At 70.3% G+C, this 17,051-nt stretch carries 19 protein-coding genes; 13 read left to right on the top strand and 6 right to left on the bottom strand.

What is annotated here, in order from left to right; translation table 11 throughout:
- Window positions 1-23: 23 nt before the first annotated feature.
- The 3 genes from ABT324_RS02355 to ABT324_RS02345 all read left to right on the top strand — a co-directional run bounded on the left by ABT324_RS02355 (window position 24) and on the right by ABT324_RS02345 (window position 1,308).
- Entirely contained in the window at window positions 24-281 is a 258-nt protein-coding gene (locus ABT324_RS02355; RefSeq protein ID WP_351170282.1) for an SHOCT domain-containing protein, read from the top strand.
- Window positions 282-298: 17 nt separating this feature from the next.
- Window positions 299-733, top strand: a complete 435-nt coding sequence (locus ABT324_RS02350; protein ID WP_351170279.1) for a universal stress protein — start codon at window positions 299-301, stop codon at window positions 731-733.
- 116 nt (window positions 734-849) lie between these two features.
- Window positions 850-1,308: an SRPBCC family protein gene (locus ABT324_RS02345; RefSeq protein ID WP_351170276.1), complete on the top strand. Its 459-nt coding sequence runs from the start codon at window positions 850-852 to the stop codon at window positions 1,306-1,308.
- Window positions 1,309-1,445: 137 nt separating this feature from the next.
- Here ABT324_RS02345 and ABT324_RS02340 read toward each other — a convergent pair whose 3' ends face one another.
- From ABT324_RS02340 to lanL, 6 genes are all read right to left on the bottom strand, one after another.
- Window positions 1,446-2,396 (bottom strand): manganese catalase family protein, encoded by a 951-nt coding sequence (locus tag ABT324_RS02340; protein ID WP_351170273.1) that lies wholly within the window; start codon window positions 2,394-2,396, stop codon window positions 1,446-1,448.
- 59 nt (window positions 2,397-2,455) lie between these two features.
- Window positions 2,456-3,025, bottom strand: coding sequence for a hypothetical protein (locus ABT324_RS02335; protein WP_351170270.1), 570 nt, complete (start codon window positions 3,023-3,025; stop codon window positions 2,456-2,458).
- A 49-nt stretch (window positions 3,026-3,074) separates the two neighbouring features.
- Window positions 3,075-3,311 carry a hypothetical protein gene (locus ABT324_RS02330; protein ID WP_351170267.1) on the bottom strand — a complete coding sequence of 79 codons (237 nt, stop codon included), beginning with the start codon at window positions 3,309-3,311 and terminating at the stop codon, window positions 3,075-3,077.
- Between the two features lie 66 nt (window positions 3,312-3,377).
- Window positions 3,378-4,667, bottom strand: coding sequence for a S8 family serine peptidase (locus tag ABT324_RS02325; RefSeq protein ID WP_351170264.1), 1,290 nt, complete (start codon window positions 4,665-4,667; stop codon window positions 3,378-3,380).
- A gap of 132 nt (window positions 4,668-4,799) precedes the next feature.
- The gene (locus ABT324_RS02320) at window positions 4,800-5,147 is read right to left on the bottom strand and encodes a hypothetical protein (RefSeq protein WP_351170261.1); all 348 of its coding nucleotides are present in this window, start codon (window positions 5,145-5,147) and stop codon (window positions 4,800-4,802) included.
- Window positions 5,144-8,020 (bottom strand): class IV lanthionine synthetase LanL, encoded by a 2,877-nt coding sequence (lanL, locus tag ABT324_RS02315; RefSeq protein WP_351170258.1) that lies wholly within the window; start codon window positions 8,018-8,020, stop codon window positions 5,144-5,146. The genes ABT324_RS02320 and lanL overlap by 4 nt, the downstream gene beginning before the upstream one ends.
- 394 nt (window positions 8,021-8,414) lie before the next feature.
- Between lanL and ABT324_RS02310 the strand changes: the two genes are divergently transcribed.
- The 10 genes from ABT324_RS02310 to ABT324_RS02265 all read left to right on the top strand — a co-directional run bounded on the left by ABT324_RS02310 (window position 8,415) and on the right by ABT324_RS02265 (window position 17,031).
- Window positions 8,415-9,131 carry an AfsR/SARP family transcriptional regulator gene (locus ABT324_RS02310; protein ID WP_351170255.1) on the top strand — a complete coding sequence of 239 codons (717 nt, stop codon included), beginning with the start codon at window positions 8,415-8,417 and terminating at the stop codon, window positions 9,129-9,131.
- Between the two features lie 685 nt (window positions 9,132-9,816).
- A complete protein-coding gene (locus ABT324_RS02305) occupies window positions 9,817-11,088 on the top strand; it encodes an MFS transporter (RefSeq protein WP_351170252.1) in 1,272 nt (423 codons plus the stop codon).
- A 148-nt stretch (window positions 11,089-11,236) separates the two neighbouring features.
- On the top strand, window positions 11,237-11,557 hold the full coding sequence (locus tag ABT324_RS02300; protein WP_351170249.1) for a 2Fe-2S iron-sulfur cluster-binding protein: 321 nt from the start codon (window positions 11,237-11,239) through the stop codon (window positions 11,555-11,557).
- Window positions 11,554-12,831, top strand: a complete 1,278-nt coding sequence (locus ABT324_RS02295) for an NAD(P)/FAD-dependent oxidoreductase (protein WP_351170246.1) — start codon at window positions 11,554-11,556, stop codon at window positions 12,829-12,831. Before ABT324_RS02300 ends, ABT324_RS02295 begins: the two co-directional genes overlap by 4 nt.
- A complete protein-coding gene (locus ABT324_RS02290; RefSeq protein WP_351170243.1) occupies window positions 12,828-14,165 on the top strand; it encodes an aromatic ring-hydroxylating oxygenase subunit alpha in 1,338 nt (445 codons plus the stop codon). Before ABT324_RS02295 ends, ABT324_RS02290 begins: the two co-directional genes overlap by 4 nt.
- The gene (locus ABT324_RS02285) at window positions 14,162-14,965 is read left to right on the top strand and encodes an SDR family NAD(P)-dependent oxidoreductase (RefSeq protein ID WP_351170240.1); all 804 of its coding nucleotides are present in this window, start codon (window positions 14,162-14,164) and stop codon (window positions 14,963-14,965) included. The genes ABT324_RS02290 and ABT324_RS02285 overlap by 4 nt, the downstream gene beginning before the upstream one ends.
- Window positions 14,962-15,522 carry a 3-phenylpropionate/cinnamic acid dioxygenase subunit beta gene (locus ABT324_RS02280; protein WP_351170237.1) on the top strand — a complete coding sequence of 187 codons (561 nt, stop codon included), beginning with the start codon at window positions 14,962-14,964 and terminating at the stop codon, window positions 15,520-15,522. Before ABT324_RS02285 ends, ABT324_RS02280 begins: the two co-directional genes overlap by 4 nt.
- Before the next feature lie 11 nt (window positions 15,523-15,533).
- A complete protein-coding gene (locus ABT324_RS02275; RefSeq protein WP_351170234.1) occupies window positions 15,534-15,707 on the top strand; it encodes a hypothetical protein in 174 nt (57 codons plus the stop codon).
- Window positions 15,704-16,168 carry a hypothetical protein gene (locus ABT324_RS02270; protein WP_351170231.1) on the top strand — a complete coding sequence of 155 codons (465 nt, stop codon included), beginning with the start codon at window positions 15,704-15,706 and terminating at the stop codon, window positions 16,166-16,168. Before ABT324_RS02275 ends, ABT324_RS02270 begins: the two co-directional genes overlap by 4 nt.
- Before the next feature lie 107 nt (window positions 16,169-16,275).
- The gene (locus ABT324_RS02265; RefSeq protein WP_351170228.1) at window positions 16,276-17,031 is read left to right on the top strand and encodes an IclR family transcriptional regulator; all 756 of its coding nucleotides are present in this window, start codon (window positions 16,276-16,278) and stop codon (window positions 17,029-17,031) included.
- Window positions 17,032-17,051: the final 20 nt, after the last annotated feature.

The raw sequence follows: 17,051 nt of genomic DNA, 5'->3' as shown, positions 1-17,051 counted from the left end.
GGACCGCCGGAGGGGAGAAGGCGATGCACTACTGGGACGGGTACGGCCCGAGCATGTGGGGCATGGCGGTGATGGCGGTGAGCACGGTCCTGTTCTGGGCGCTGATCATCGTCGCCATCATCGCGCTGGTCCGCTACCTCGGCCGGTCCGGGCGCGGCGAGCAGAGCACCGCGTCCGCGGAGCAGATCCTCGCCGAGCGGTACGCGCGCGGTGAGATCGACGACGAGGAGTACCGGCGCCGCCTGCAAGCCCTGTCGGAGCACGGCCGCCGGAAGACCTGACGCCAGTGGGGAGCGCGATGCGGGAGGTCCTCGTCGGTGTGGACGGCTCACCGGGGTCCCGGGCCGCCCTGCGGTGGGCGCTGGACTACGCCGAGCACTGCGGCGGCGCCGTCACCGCGCTGATCGCCTGGACGCCGCCGACGTACGTCGAACCCGTCCCCGCACCCCCGGTGATCTCCGACGAGGACTCGGAGGAGCGCGCCGGGCACCGGCTCCGCCAAGCCGTCGAGGACGCCACGGCGGCCCAACCGACCTCGGTGCCCTTGCGCCGCGAGGTGGTCCGAGGCCGGGCGGCGCGGGCCCTTTCGGGCCGTGCCCAGCACGCCGACCTCCTGGTGGTGGGAAGCCGCGGCCACGGTGGTTTCGCAGGCGCCCTGCTGGGCTCGGTGAGCCAGCACTGCGTGACCCACGCACCCTGCCCAGTCGTCGTGGTCCGCCCCGAACCCGGATGACCGGTCGACGCGGTGGGTGGCCGTCGCTGGCACAGCCCGTTCGCCGAGGTGTTTGCCCTGGGATCGGGTGGGTAGTTCAGGGGCACCGGAAGCCGAGCCAACGGAATGAGGTTCCCATGGGTTCAGCAGCGCACTACTTGGAGATCCAGGCCCCTGCGCAGCGGTGCTACGACTGGTGGCGGCCACTGACCCACATGCCGTTGATCTTCCCGGACGTGCAGAAGGTGGAGCCGCGCAGCGGCGAAGCCGACACGACGCACTGGGTGGTCTCCGGGCCCGCTGGCAAGGACGTCGAGTGGGACGCGCGGATCGTCGAGGACGAGCCCGGCCGCAAGGTGGCCTGGAAGTCGGTGGAGCAGGGCACCGAGCAGTCCAACACCGTGGCCACCGCGGGTGCCGTGCGCTTCGACGACCACGGAGACTCCACCGGTGTGGAGGTCAGCCTGAAGTACGAGCCGCCGGGTGGGGCGGTGGCCGACGCGGTGGCGACGCTGTTCGCTGATCCGCAGCAGAAGGTCGAGCGCGCGCTGGACAAGTTCAAGGAGTTGATGGAGAACCCGGACGCGGCGCGCTGAGTTCTCGCAGCAGCTGGGCGCCCAGCATCCCTTGGTGCACCAGGGGGTGCTGGGCAGGCTCGTGCGCAGGTGCAGCCGGCGACAACGGGTTCCCGGCGGTGGGGCCCACCGCCGGGAACCCCGCATGAGGAAGCGGGTTACTGGGTCGGTCCGTAGCGCCAGGGCTCGTCGGCTTGGGCGATCTCCTGCTCCGCAGCGGCCTGCACGCGTTCCAGCAGCGCCGGGTCCAGGCCCGGGGCGAACTCCTCGGGCCGCGGGTCGGCGATGTCGATGGGCACGCCCTCCGGCGCCTGCGCGGTGCTCAGCGTCTTGTCATCGTCCGATGGGGACGCCGCGCGGAAGATCTTCCCGGCCTCGGAGAGGTGGTCCAGGCTGAAGGTGTACTGCTTGTTCTCCAACCCCTGTTCGAGCAGGGCCGCGACCTCGGGGTACCGTTCGGCCCTGGTCTTGGGGATCGGCAGCGTCTTCCCCCAGTCCACACCGAGGCTCTCGAGGGCCTTGGCGTAGGCGTTCTCGTGCGCGTGGTCGCGGACGATCAGGTACGCCACCGTGGAGCGCAACGTCCGGTTCGAGCTCATCTCGTAGATCCGGCACTTCTGCAGCCGCCCCGTCGACTCGAGCATCAGGTTGTACAGCAGGTCCAGCACCAGGTTGCCGCTGTTGTACACGTACGAACCCATCCACGGGTTGGCGACGGCATCGACCGGCAGGGCGCCCTGCGCGCCGACCAGGAAGTGGTGGATGTTGCCCTCGTTCAGGGCGTTCGACAACGGGGTCCCGCCACCGGCAGCGGGCTCGTCGAGGTCGGTCGGGGAGCCCTGGTAGCGGGGCGACCCGTCGGAGAGGCGTGCGATCGTGGTGGCGATCAGCTCGACGTGGCTGATCTCCTCGGTCCCGATGCCGTGCAGCAGGTCCCGGAACGGCTTCGCTTCCGCGCCTCGGAAGTTGAAGCTCTGGAACAGGTACTGCATCATCGTGCGCATCTCGCCGAACTGACCGCCCAGGCCTTCCTGCAGCGCGTTCGCCGCCGCCGGATCGGGCTCGTCCGGCACGATCTCGTTGATCATCCGCTGTACGTGGAAAAACATGCTTCTTCCCCCTCTGGATCGCCGTGGCAGGGTTCGGCGGGGTGCTCCGGTGCGTGCGGTCACCCGTGGTGGGTCACCTTGTCCAGCTGGCGCAGGACCGTCTTGCGGGCCTTGTGCTCACGTTCGTGCTGCAAGGCCTGCTCCGCTTCACGTGGGGACAGTGCGCGAGCGCGTTTCACCGCTTCCTTGGCGGGAAGCGCGTCGAGTTCGGCGGCCTTGCGCGCGCCCTTGGCCGCCGGTGGGTTCGCCGTGTGCTGCTCGCCCTGGCGCGACCCGGTCCGCTTGGCCCGCTGGGTCTCGCGACGCTCCTGCGGCGACAGCTCCTCCCAGGCCCCCTCGGGCAGGTAGCGCTCGGTTTCCTCGCCGTGGCGGGCCTGCGCCGACCCCGACTCGGTCTGCCAGCGCTGCTCGGTCCACTCCTCCAGGCTCCGCTGGGCAAAGGTCCGCTGCTGCGGGTGCCGGTAACCGCCCCCGTGCTTCTCGTACTCCTGCGCGAGGAGCTGGCTCTTGCGGGCCGACCACTGCCCGGCCGCGCCGCCCTTGTCGGAGGCCTTCACCTCCTCCTTCAACCGCTCCCGCAGCTGCGGGTGGGTGTAGTCGCGCTCGTAGTCCTTCTTGCCCTTCCCCATGCCAGCGAGTACCCGCATGAGCAGGGGTGCCACACTCCGCCCGCCCGGTCTACCAACTCAGCGGGGCGTCCGGGGGACCTACGTCGACTTGGCCCTCGGGGGAGACGTCCAGGACACCGCTCACCGCGCGGGCGTCGTCGGCGACGTCCTCCTCGGCCGCACCGACGATCACGCCGATCTGGTCGTGCAGCTGCATGTCGGTGAACCCGTGCCCAGCGAGCGCCGAAGCGACGTCGGTCAGTGCCCGACCGCTCGCAACGGTGACGACCCACCTGCGCAGTGCCAACGTCCGCTCCTCCCCAGCTGACAGGAGACCACGCCGCACACCCCCGCGCCCGCGACCGAGCGGCGATCACGGCGCTTGGACCAGCCCAGCCCCGACGCGGGACGCTGGGAGCGGGAGGGGCTTCGCGGTGTTCCCGAGCTTGCGCCAGAGGTCCAGCCCGCGCAGGCTCGGCGATGTTTGCGCCCACAGCGCTGCGCAGCCCGCCACGTGTGGTGCGGCCATGCTCGTTCCGCTCTCCGTTCCGTAGCGGCGCGGCATCGGCACCGACGAGAACACATCTCGGCCGGGCGCAGCGACATCGACCTTCCCGAAGTTGGAGAAGCTCGACGGAGCCAGTGTGGTCGGGTCCAGCGAGGAGACCGACATGATGGTCGTCGAGTTGGCAGGAGCACCGGTCTGCGCGCCATCGTTCCCGGCAGCCGCGACGATCAGCAGGCCGTTGTTGAGCGCCGCCGCGCCCGCTGCGCTGTAGGCGGCCTGCACGGACGACCGCACGCCGAGGGACATCGAGATGACCTCGCAGTGGTTGGCGATGGCCCAGTTGATCCCGGCGAGGATGGCGCCGGTGGTGCCGTTGCCGGAGTTCGACAGGACCTTGCCGGGGAAGAGGGCGGCCTGGTGGGCGATCCCGTACCGGGACGTGCCGCCTGGCGGGTCAAGTGGACCGCACGCGGTGCCGGTGCAGTGCGTGCCGTGGCTGTGCAGGTCCTGCACGGGTTGCCCGACGAACGTCTCGCTCGTGACCTGGCGGCCGGCGAAGTCCGGGTGGCCGAGGTCCAGGCCGGTGTCCAGGACCGCCAGTGAGACGCCCCCGCCGGTCTGTGCGCTCTGCGGAACCTGGCAGCTGAGAAGGCCCCAGGTCACACCGAGGACCTGCGCCTGCTCTTCAACCACCTCCGAGGTGGTGGCCTGGACGTGCTGGGCGATCGTCTCGGCCGCGTGGGCGAAGCCGCGGAAGTACTCCGCGTAGGTGTCCTCGAGCCCGCGCGTGGCGAAGGCGAACCGCTCCGGCTCGGACACCGCGATCGGGCTGCCCTGCTCGTCTTCCACCTGCAGCGCGTGCCCCTGGGCCGTTCCGGTCAGCACTGCGGCTCCCACCATCGGCAGCACGAGGGCATCTGCTTGCGTGAGATCGGCCGCCGCGACAGCTTGTCCGGTGAAGTCCCGGGCGTCGGCGACTCGGCAACCGGCGTTGCGGAGTGCGTGGACTCCGTGGTCGAAGGCGCCAGTCTTGAACGTAGCGATCACCCTGCCCGTCTCGAAGCCCGAATCGCCGCGTTCCCGATGGGCCGCCAGCAGGTCATCGGGCGTGGCGTCGAGCTTGTTCTGAGCCGTGTCTTCGTGGCTGTTCGTCATGGTGCACGTCCTCAGCTGTTCGCAGCCAGCAGCGGTGGGTCGTGGCTGCCGGATCAGGTTGGGTGGTGGAGGGGGCGGTACCCGCGTCCGCCCCGAGCGGCTCCGGCCGAACGCGGGTCGCAGCGCCCTTGCTCAGAAGATCGAGAAGAGGCCGCAGCTGTCGCCTCCGCCGCCAGCTCCCTTGCACACTCCCGGGATGCCAGGAATGCTCACCACACAGGTGGGCGGGCAAATGCTGATGGCGCAGGTCGTGTCGAAGCACGCGCCCAGCACCACCGCTGGGTTGTCGGATGCCGTTTGTGCTGTGGTCAGTGCCTGGGCCTGGCCCTCGGTGAACCCGGCGGCCCGCAGGGCTTCGCCCGGGTTGGCTCGGACTTCAGCGGCGTATGCGGCGTCGATCTCGGCGCGGGCCTTGATCGCGGACAACCGCTGACGCGGTGTGTACTCGTCGTGCGGGTCCGACGTGGTTCCAGTCGTCATCGTCCTGCTCCTTCTCGTGTTCCCGGTTCTCCTGCCGTTCTGGAGGCCCGAACGGACCTCCTTCCCCCTCCGCGCTTCGCAGTCGTGTCGTCACCGACTGCGGCGCTGCTCCTGTCCTGACTGGCTCGAGTTCGGAAACGCTCTGCTGCGAGCACGGGGGAGAGGGCTTCCGGTTCTGCCAAGCGGAGAAGTGCTAATGCCACGCCGGAATAGCCGAGCATGTAGTCGGGGCCGTGCACCCATGGCCAGTCCGAGGGCCAGCGGAGCGTTCCGCCGTCGTCCGAGCGGAACGCCATCAGCAGCTGGCCCAGCGAGTCAGCTTCCGCGAGGTAGCTGGTGCCGCCGGTGGCTCGGTGGGCATCGAGCAGGAACTCGATGCTGCCGGACAGGCCGTGGCACTGCGTCGGACCCGCCCAACGCGCACCGCGCGCGGTGGCTCGCGCAGCTGCTGTCCACACGGCGTGGGACTCGGGGAGGACGTCCAGGGCGTCGGCGTGCAGGAAGAACTGTCCGATGCCAGCAGCACCGTGGCACCAGTAGGGCGGCATGGGGTCGCCGCCCGCGCACATGGGCCACGCAAGTCCGCTGCCGTCGTTGAGCGCCGGGATGGCGTGCTTCGCGACCCAGCGGCCAGCAGCCTCGGCGGTGTGCAGGTACCGGTCATCCCGAGTCTCCTCGAAGAGGTCCAGGAGCGAATCAGCGATCCCGGCGGCACCATGCCCGTACCCGAGCGGGGCCGTGCCGCTCATGTCCTTGTAGCCGGGTGGGATGACCCAGCACAGCTCACGATCGCCAGCATCACTGGAGGTTTCCAGCAGGCGATCCCCGGCGGTGACAGCGTGGTCGAGGTGCTCCGCCGCACCGGTGGCGCGCCACAGCAGGAGGTGGCACCGCAGGCGCCCGGCGGTTCCGTTCATCAGGTCCGGGGAGGCGAACGGGAGGGTGGCGAGCCAAGCTCCGCGGTTCAGGGATTCCGAGGTGAGCTCGTCGCTGGCGAGCACCTGCCCCGCGTGCAGCAGGGCGGCCGCGATTCCCGCTTCTCCGACGTACAGGCCGGTCACCGGAGCGCCACCCGGGCGCGGGGCGCGGGCGAGCCACCGCGCTGCCTCCGCCAGGGTGCGGCGGTGGTCCGGATCGTCGAAGTGGGCCACGAGTTCGGCCAAGGCCAACAGCGCGCCGCCGCTGCCAACGTAGAGATCTCGGGACCACGACCCGCTCGCGAGCTTGTGGGGACTGATCCAGACCAGCCCGGCAGCACCGGGTGCCGGGCGGGCGTCCGCGCAAAGGGAATTGGCAAGGCGCCTGGCAGCGTCCCGGTAAGCGGCCCGGTGGGCGTGGAACTCCGCGAGGTCCTCCCACCCGGACTTCACGGCGGGGGAGGGCCGGTTGGCCGCCCGCAAGGCCTTCTCGACAGCGGCCATCGTGGAGGGCCGCGCGCTCGGGTCCGGGTCCAGGCATCGCCGCACGAGCTCGGTGAGGTCGGCGCCGATCGACGGGTTCAGGCGGTGGAGGGGGCGGTCCAGCAAGGTCATCGGATGGGGTGCGCGTGAGGGTTCGGCGCCGGTGGCCATCAAGAAGAGCAGCGCCCCGAAGCCGTACACGTCGTCGGTGATGGCGGGATGGTCGCCCCGCGCCTGTTGCGGGGACATGTAACCGCGGGTGCCGACGCCGAAGCTCCCGAACCCGGGGAAGGTGTTGCCGCCCCCATCGAGCTCGCGGGCCATCTCGAAATCAACGAGGCGGAGCCGGTCATCTGGCCCGACGATGACGTTCGTGGGCTTGAGGTCGCGGTACGCGAAGCCCGAGGCGTGGACCTGCCCCAGCACCGAAGCCAGTTCCAAGCCGTAGTGCACGATCTGGGCGTTGGACAACGTCCCACCGCGACGGGATTCCCGCGACACGCGTTCTTCCAGCGTCTCCCCGGGCACGTCCTCCATCGCGAGGAACAGGTCGCCGTCGTGTTCGACCAGGTCGATCACCTTGGGCGCGCGGCCATCCAAGGCGAGGGACTCGAGGACAGCTGCCTCGCGCCGGAGCCGATCGCGCGCGTCGTTCCCGTCCGGAGTGGGCTGGGCGCCACGACATGCCTGCTTGAGGATGCAGCTGTCCGCGGTGCGCGCATCGAGGGCGAGGTGCACGGCGCCCCGTGGCGAGTGGTGCAGCGGAAGCGCGATCGCATACCGGTCGTCGACCACCAGGGAGCGAGTCGGCAACTCCTCGGCAGCACCGGCTTCCACGAAGGGATCGACGGCCCAGTCCGGGGGCGTGAAGGCCGTGGTGCGGACGTCGGGGACGAGCTCACCTGCTGGGGTTCGCACTGCCGGGGTGACCTCGCCGATCGGTGATTGGACGTGGAGCGCGCCGAACCCGCCGTAGCGGTAGTGGACCAGGCTGCCCCGTTCCAGCGGCCGGTCGGAGGGGACAGGGGGACCTCCGAGGCCCCTGGTCTGCTCGTGCAGCGCGACTGCCAGGCGGACCGCTTGCTCGTCATCGGTGGGGTAGACGGTGATGAACTTGCCGATCTGGCTGAGCATCCCGTGGGTGCCGTCGTTGAGCCCGGCGAGGAGCTCTGGAGCCGCGGCGATCTTCAGGCACACCGGCTCGGAGAAGAGGACCGGGAGCGCGTGCCGGAGCACCTGCTCAGCTGACCAGGGACTCGCGGAGACATGCAACTTCCACCCCTGCTCGCGCAGGTGGACGCGCTCATGGGCGATCGTGATCCACGCGGTTGGGAGGTCCGAGTCTGACTCGACGTGCCATCGAGCGGGCTCGCTCGCGCGCGTCGCGAGCACTTCGCTGGTCACCGCCAGGTAGGAAGTCCCGCGGGTCTCCGGTGGTAGCGGTAGCTGGCTGTCCTTGTGCAGAGCGAGCATCGCTTCGTGTCCTCCATCGAGCCGGTCGTCACCGAGTAGTGCCGCGGTTCCGAGCGGGCCTCGCAGCGGTCGATCGAACCTCAATTCCGTGGACGCGTCGCCGCAGCACTTCCTGGCGTTCGCAGCAACAGGCTCTTCCTGCCCCGTCTGCCGGGGCATCGCACGCGCGTCAACCGGTCGTCACGCGTTTGTGGTCCAGCGCGTGCCCGAGACCGCTGTTGCGTGGGACGTAGTGCGGCATCGCACTCGTTTGCGCTGGTGGTACGACGGGCGGATCGCGCAGCGGTGACGCGGGGAAGACGCAGCGTTGGTTTTCGCACCCACATGATCGTGTGGTCCCTGCGACATCCGCAGGACATAGTTTCCCCGAGGACGCATCGCGTGGGGGGAAGCAATGACGACTGGGGTGGAGGGCGCGCACATCCGGGTGCTCGGGAGGTTCGAATGCTCCTACGCCGGACGGAGAACATCCTTGCCGCTTGGCGCGCAACGGCTGCTGGCCCTGCTCGCGCTCGAACCGGATGGTCTGCACCGTGCAATTGCAGGCGAGCACCTCTGGCCCGCCAGCTCTCGCAACCGCGCCGCGGGAAACCTGCGGTCAGCGCTGTGGCGAGCGCGGCGGATCGGCGGCACCACGGTCATCCAGTGCGAAGGGCCTCGGCTCCGCGTCGCGGAAGGTGTTGGTGTCGACCTGCACACCGCGCGATCCCTGGCCCGCAAGGTGATGGAGAGTCCACAGGCGGTCGAGCTCGGCCATGAGGAGCTGATCGACGCGTTGAGCCGCGAGCTGTTGCCCGACTGGACTGACGACTGGCTGGTGGTGGCCCGCGAACAATGGGAGCAGATCCGCCTCCACGCCCTGGAAGGGGTGGCCCGCCACCTCCGCGGTCAGCGGCACTACATAGGCGCGCTGAAAGCGGCACTCGCTGCCGTGGCGGTTGAGCCAATCCGCGAGAGCGCGCACCGCATCATCATGGAAGTGCACGCCGATGAGGGGAACACCGGATCGGCGATTCGCCACTACCAGCAATACCGCGCGCTGCTCCTGAGGGAACTCGGTGTTGCGCCTTCGGACCGGATAACCGGACTGGCCCACGACCTCCTCCCGTAGGAATTCGGAGGAGGGCAGAGCGGATTGCGCGTTGGTCGCGCAGGAGCAATGCCCGCCCCGGCCGGTTTTCGAGCAGGCCGGGCACGCATGCGGTGCTGCTCGGGAAGCTGTGCGCCCGGGACAACCTGGCAATGAGTCCAATGTGGACCGTCGGATGCGGGCGCCGGTGGGGTGGTCGCGTTCGTGCCTTGACGCTCGTGGTGTCCCGGCTTATGGTACCGAAACCACGAAGCGATAGCTAGGTATCACATAGCGATAGGGAAGTGGGTGGGTTGCGGCGTGGGGTACGAGGTTCCAGGCCCAGCGGCGGTCAGCGCTTCCCTGTTGCTCCCACGGCGAGTCCGGGCCTGCTCGCCCGGGCTCGGAGAGGGCGACCAGGCGTTCTGAGCCCTCGGGCGCGGGCGAGATCGGCGGTGCGCGCCTCCGGTCGGGTCGGCGTCCTGCGCTGACCGCGCCTCCTCCTGGCTCCCCGGCGGCGACGCCCGGTCGCCGCTGCTGGCGTGCCAGTGCGTTCGCCACCGAGGCTGCGCGGTCAGCTCGTGGCTGACGAGATGTCCTCCCCGCGCGCTGGCGCGGTGTGCCCGATTCCGCGCGGGTCGCGTCGGTGACCAGTTGTCCAACACGTTCGGCCCGCGGCCGCTGAGCTCATGTCGTGTGCTGCGCACCCCACCACGGAGGTTCAACGATGAGCACCACCACTGCCCGCACCGGGGCCCGGGCGCGAAGGCCGTACCGATGGCTCGTCCTCCTCGCCTGCTGGGCGTCGTTCACCCTCACCTCGATCGACCGCTCCACCTGGGGACCGGCCTCGGTGTTCGTCGGCGAGGGGCTCGCCGTCCCGATCGCCAGCCTCGGAGCCTTCGCGACGGCCTACTACATCGGCTACGTGGTCTCCAACGCCCTCGGCGGGATCGGGACCGACCGTTTCGGTGGCCGCGCGATGCTGTCGATCTCGCTGCTCGGGGCGGGCGGGTTCATGACCCTGTTCGGCTCCACCACCTCGGCCGCGGTGGGCATCGCCGTGCAGGCGGTGGTCGGGCTGTTCGCGGGCGCTGACTACTCGGCCGGGGTGCGGCTGATCGCGAGCTGGTTCAAGCCCTCGGAACTCGGGCTGCCCATGGGCATCTTCACCACGGCCACCTCGCTGGGAACCGCCATCGCCAACGCCGTGGTCCCCGCGCTGATCGCCCGGCACGGTTGGGAAGCCTCCTACCACCTGTTCGGCGTGATCTCCATGGTGCTGGCGGTGGTGCTGTTCTTCGTGCTCAAGCCCGGTCCGCTGCTGGACGAGGCGAGGGGGACGCGGGCCGCGGCGCGAAAGTCGGGCTTCGGGGCGATGGCCCGCAACCGGAACCTGGTCCTCACCTGCCTGGCCGGGTTCGGCGCGTTCTGGGGGTTGTACGGCTTCGTGGTCTGGGCGAACGCGCTGATGATCAAGGGCTACCAGGTCTCGCCCGCCACCGCGGGCTTCGTGGTGGCGATCTTCGCGGTGTCCGCCGTGGTGGTCAAACCCGTCGTCGGGTTCGTGGCCGACCGGTACCTCGGCGGCGCCCGCCGGATGCCCATCGTGGTCATCCTGGGCCTCTTCGCGCTGGCCCTGGTGGCGTTCGGCAACCTCAGCTCGCCGACCGCGTTCCTGTGGCTGGCCCCGGTCCTGGGAGCCGCCGCGTACGGGTGGAGCCCGTTGATCGTCGCGCTGGTGCCTCGCCTGGTCCCGGCCGCGGTCACCGGTGCCGCCTCGGGATTCGCCAACGCCACCTGGCAGCTCGGCAGCGTGGTCGTCCCCGTCGTCGTCGGTGCGGTGTTCTCCGCGACGGGCTCGTTCAACGCGGCGTTCCTGACGCTGGCCGCCGGGCCGGTGCTCGGCTTGCTGATCATGCTCGCCGTCCGGGAGGACCGGTCCGCGCTGCGGTCCGCGGCGCCGGAGCACGCGGCTGTCCAGGGCCAGGAGTCTTGACGTCCGTTCGAGCCGGTGCTTACTCTCGCATCACACAATGATTTGTGAATATCGCACAGTGATATCACGCCGGATCGAGTGCACCAGCCAGGCGCGGCTCCGCCGCGGACCAGGTGCCGCTCGATGCGCACCCAGGAAGGAATCCCTGATGCCCAGGATCGTGTTCGTCCGCCCGGAGGGTGAGTCGCAGGAGGTCGAGGCCGCCGAGGGGGCGAGCGCCATGCGCGCGGCACTGGTCGGGGGCGTCAGCGGGATCACCGCCGACTGCGGCGGCGAGGCGTCGTGCGCCACCTGCCACGTCTACGTCGCCGAGCAGTGGCTCGACCAGGTAGGCGGGCCGGGGCCGGACGAGGACGACATGCTCGACTTCGCCGCCTGCCAACGGCAGCCGAACAGCCGGTTGTCCTGCCAGATCCGCATCACCGACGGGCTCGACGGGCTCGTCCTGACCCTCCCGGAGTCGCAGTGAGCACCGGCGTCGTCATCGCCGGGGCGGGGCAGGCCGGTGCCCAGCTGGCCATGTCGTTGCGCGACTTCGGGCACGCGGGCGGCATCACGGTGGTCGGCGAGGAGCCGCACCCGCCCTACCACCGACCGCCGCTGTCCAAAGACTTCCTGGGGCGCGCGACCAACGAGCCGGACCTGCCGATCCGGACCGCGGAGCACTACCGGGAACGCGGGATTGAACTGGTGACGGCAACCGCGGTCACGTCGATCGACCGGCCGCGCCAGGAGGTCCGCTTGTCCTCGGGGCAGGTCCTGCCCTACGCCCACCTCGTGCTCGCGACGGGCGCGCGCAACCGGCAGCTGCCGATCGCCGGTGCCGGTGCCGACAACGTCCACCACCTGCGGACGGTGGACGACGCGCGCCGCCTGCGGCGGGAGCTCGACCGCGCCCGCAACGTGCTGGTCATCGGCGCGGGGTTCATCGGGTTGGAGTTCGCCTCGGTCGCCGCGCGGCGCGGAGCGAACGTCCTCGTGGTCGAGGCGGCCGAACGCGTGCTGGGGCGTGCCGTCGCGGAGGAGACCTCCGCCTACTTCGCGGCGCGGCACGCGGAAGCGGGAGTCCCGGTGCTCTGCGGCACCACGGTCGAGGAGCTGCGGACTGGTGCCAGCGGTCGCGTCACCGAGGCGCGCATCGGCGACCGGACCCACCCGGTGGACCTGGTCTTGGTGGGGATCGGTGTCCTGCCCAACACCGAAGTCGCCGCAGCAGCAGGGCTTCCGGTCGATGACGGCGTCGTCGTCGACGGGCGCCTGGTCTCCGCGGACCCCGCGATCTCCGCGATCGGTGACTGTGCCCGATACCCGCGCCCCGGGTCCCCGGCGCTGGTCCGGCTCGAGTCCGTGCAGAACGCCACGGACCAGGCCAGGTACGTGGCCCGCCGGATCTGCGGGGCCGAGCGGGGTGCCGCCTACGACGCGGTGCCGTGGTTCTGGAGCCACCAGGCCGGGGACAAGCTCCAGATCGCGGGACTGGCGCACCCCGCCGACGCCAGCGCCACCCTCGGCGAGCCGTCCGCCGGTCGGTTCTCGGTGTGCCGACTGCGCGACGGCGTGCTCACCGCCGTCGAGTCGGTGAACAGCCCCGGCGACCACCTCGCGGCCCGCAAGCTCCTCGCCCGGGGCGCGCTCCTCACCGAAGCGCAGCTGCGGGCTCCCGGGTTCTCCCTGCGGTCCGCCGCGACCGATCCGCCTGGCGGCGGGACCGCCAGGACGAAGTTGGAAAGGACGACAGCATGAGCAAGTTGACCGGCGAGGCGCTCGACGGGCTCGTCGACACCGAGAACGGTTTCATCAGCCGGGAACTCTTCGTCGACGAGGACCTGTACCGCCGCGAGCTCGAAGCGGTGTTCACCCGCGCCTGGCTGTTCGTGGGGCACGAGAGCCAGATCCCGAACCCCGGCGACTTCTTCACCTCCCGGATGGGGGAGGAGTCGGTGATCCTCTGCCGCGACAAGCGGGGTGAGGTCCACGTGTTCCTGAACTCCTGCCGCCACCGCGGCATGAAGGTCTGCCGCTACGAGTCGGGCAACACGTCGTTGTTCACCTGCCCCTACCACTCCTGGACCTACACCACGGACGGCAGGCTGCAGGGCGTCCCGCAGTACCGGAGCCTGTACGACGGGGTGCTGGACCGGGAGGCCAACTCGCTGGCCCGGGTCGCCAAGATCGCCCACTACAAGGGCACCATCTGGGCGACCTGGGATCCGCAGGCCCCCGACTTCCTGACCTACCTCGGCGACGCGAAGCTGCACCTCGACCAGGCGCTTGACTGCCGAGACGGCCGGGAGGGCGGTTCCGAGGTGATCGGGATCCACAAGTGGATCTTCCCGGCCAACTGGAAGTTCGCCGCGGAGAACTTCCTCGGCGACACCTACCACAACCCCAGCCACCGCTCGGTCGACCTGATCGGGATCGGGCCGAGCGCGGAGTCCGGCAAGAAGGGCCGCCGCGATGACGAGCTGGAGAAGGCCCAGCACATCTGGGTGAGCTTCCCGGAAGGGCACGGCGTGCACTCGGCGGTCCAGCCGACGGCCAACGAGTACGTCGAGTCCTTCCTGGACAACCCGGTCCTGGAGGAGTACTTCCGGCACTGCTACGAGGAGCGCAAGCGGCGGCTCGGCGAGCAGGCGCGGCTGCTGCCGTTCGTCGGGTCGATCTTCCCGAACACCTCCTACCACGGGCGCCAGCCCCGCGGGTTGTGCGCGTGGCACCCGCACTCGCCGACCACCACCGAGGCGTGGCGCTTCTTCCTCGTCGACAAGGACGCGCCCGACGAGGTCAAGGACTACCTGCGGCGGTACTACATGCGGTACTCGGGCCCGGCCGGGATGACCGAGCAGGACGACATGGAGAACTGGCTGTACGCCACCGCGGCGAGCGTCGGCACGGTCGCCCGCCGCTACCCCTTCAACTACCAGCAGTCCCTCGGCAAGGCCACGAACTCCTACGACTACCCGGGATCGGTCACGCTGCAGCCGACCGAGCAGATGGCGCGGGGCTACTACCGCACCTGGTTGAACTACATGCGCGGCGAGTCGTGGGATGCGCTGCTGGGTGAGGGGGAGCGGTGAGCGGGTCCAAAGTGGTCGTCGTCACCGGGGGGACGTTCGGGATCGGGCACGACATCACCACCGGTCTGGCCGAGCGCGGGCACCGAGTGGTGGCCTTCGGCCTCGACGCGCGTCAGCCGTCGAGCACCGCGGTCGGGTCCGTCACCAGCCTCCGCGACGAGGTGGCCGCGCGCGAGCTCCCCGTGGACGTGCTCGAAGCCGACGTGGCCGACGCCGCCGCGGTGTCCTCCGTGGTCGACTTCGCCGCCGAGCGCCACGGCAGGATCGACGCGCTGGTCAACAACGCGGCGATCGGCCCGCTGGGCACGATCCTCGACACCGACGAGCAGACCTTCGACCGGATCCTCGCGGTGAACCTCAAGGGGACGTACCTGTGCTCGCGCGCCGTCGTGCCGCACCTGCGGCAGGCCGGCGGTGGCTCGATCGTGAACATCGGTTCCGGTGCCGGGTGGGGGAAGCCGAACATGGCGGCGTACGCGGCCAGCAAGGGCGGGCTGTTCGCCCTCGGCGCCGCGACCGCCTACGACTTCTTCCACGACCGGATCCGGGTCAACACCGTGGTGCCGGGCGGCGGTGGGATCGCCTCGGGGATCACCGCGGGCCGGGCCGGTGACGACAACCCGATGGCCGGGGCAGGCGCGCCGGGCTCGGCAGCCGGGCGACCCGTGGCGGGGGCCGACGTCGCCAACGTGGTCGCGTTCCTCATCAGCGATGCCGCCGAGGCGGTGTCGGGCACCGTCGTCGACGTCGGCTGCTTCGCCCACCAAGGTGGGCCAGTTCGGAAGAAGGAAGGCGCATGAGCAGCGGAACCCAGCAGCACCTCGTCCGGGACGCGGACTACTACCGGCTCAAGTCCGACGTCGAGGACTTCCTGAACACCGAGGCGGAGCTGCTCGACAGCAGGCAGTTCCAGGAGTGGCTGGAGCTCTTCACCGACGACGTCAGCTACTTCATGCCGATCCGGCGCAACGTCAAGTTCGGCCAGCACGCCGAGCGCGAGAACACCAGGGCTGGCAAGGGGATCAGCTGGTTCGACGAGGACAAGTGGACTTTGGGCAAGCGGGTCGACCAGATCCTCACCGGCGTGCACTACGCGGAGGAACCGCTGTCCCGGGTGTGCCACCTGGTGTCCAACGTCCAGCTCCTGGCGGTCCGCGACGAGGGCGGGCAGCGGGAGGTCGACGTCCGGTCCCGGTTCCTAGTCTACCAGAACCGCGTCGAGTACGAGACGTACTTCTTCGTGGGCAAGCGGACCGACACGCTGCGCTGGACCGACGAGGGGTGGCGGATCGCCCGGCGGGAGGTCCTGCTCGACCAGAACGTCCTGCTGGCCAAGAACCTGACCACGTTCTTCTGAGGGGAGATCGGGTGATCAACGTGTTTCAGCTGGCCGCCGGGGCGCGCGTCGAGCTCGTCGACGGGCGCCGGGTCGTGGTCGAGGAGAACATGGGCGACGGGCAGTGGGTCCAGGCCCGCGAAGCGGGGGCCGCCGACAGCGAGCTGGTCCACGCCGAGGACATCCGGCAGCTCGTCCAGGAATGACCGGAGGTGCAACCGTGCTCCGCTTCGACCACATGCCCAGCGACTTCCACCCGCTGTTCCTGTTCCTCGGGGACAGCGCCGACCTCGCCGCACTGGCCGACCTGCTCCGCAAGTTCGCCGAGCATCCCCGCCCGGTGGACGTCCGGGAAGCACTTCCCGGCGCCGGTGGGCGTTCGCGGCTCACCCTCGTTCCCGGGGACGGGCCGGTTGCTCGGTACGGCCTGCGCGCCGTGCCGGGGGAGGGCACCTTCACCTGGGTGCTCAACGCGTGGCAGGCCGACCAGGTCGCGACGCGGATCGGGTCGTTGGCTGACAACGGGCTCCGGTCCGGCAACGACATCATCGAGCTCGGGCTCGACGGCGAGATCCCGGTGAAGGTGTCCAAAGGGGAGTTCACCGACGACTTCCTCACCCCGCGACACCACCTGGACCCCGACCACGTGGACCCCGGCGCCGCCTGACCGGGCGGCGCGCCGTCGGGCTGGCCCAGTAGAGCGATAGGATACTATCGTTCTGTGAGACTTTCGCGGGAAGTCTTGCTGGGACGCGCCGATGGAGGGGGATGTCGATGGCTGCCGCGAAGACCGGGGCCGACAGCGGGCGGCGGGCGTTGGAGATCCTGCTCTCCTTCACCGAGCAGCGCCCGCTGCTCACCGTCCGGCAACTCGCCGAGGACCTCGACATCCCCGTGCCGTCGGTGCACCGCTACGTGGCCCTGCTGCGCGACATGGGCCTGCTCGAAGAACGCGGCCGCGGGCAGTACCACCTGACCATGCGGGTCGCGGCGCTCAGCCGGGCCGCCCGGCAGGCCACCCCGCTGGTCGACCTGGCCGAGCCCTTCATGCGGGAACTCGTGGGCCAGACCGGGGAATCCGCGCTCCTCGTGCGGCTGGTGCACAACCGGCCGGTCTGCATGCACCGCGTGGAGAGCGCGCAGCGGTTCCGGCTGTCCTTCGAGATCGGCCAGCACCTGCCGCCGCTGCGCGGCGCCAGCGCCCGGCTCCTGGTGGCCAGCCTTGACCCGGCCGACCGGGAGCGCTACGTGGACCAGGCGCTGGCCGAGGGCGCCCGGCCCCCGCTGAAGGGCCGCGAGCGGTTCCTGAGCGACGCCGAGCGCGACGCCGCCCGCGGCTGGTCGGTGTCGAACCAGGAGATCGACGACGGCATCTGGGCGGCCGCCGCCCCGATCACCGAAGGCGGCCGGACGGTGGCCAGCCTGTCCGCGCCCTGTCCGGCGTTCCGCCTCGACAAGGCGAAGCGGGAGGCGATCATCGACCTGGTCCGCAAGTCCGCCGCGGACATCTCCCACGCCCTGGGCGCCTGACCCGACCACGTCCCACTCCT

Origin of the sequence: Saccharopolyspora sp. NPDC000359 (genome assembly GCF_040300525.1) — a bacterium.
In the GTDB taxonomy this organism is placed as follows: domain Bacteria; phylum Actinomycetota; class Actinomycetes; order Mycobacteriales; family Pseudonocardiaceae; genus Saccharopolyspora.
The sequence above is the reverse complement of the archived record's forward strand: the minus strand, read 5'-3'. Positions and strand labels throughout refer to the sequence as shown.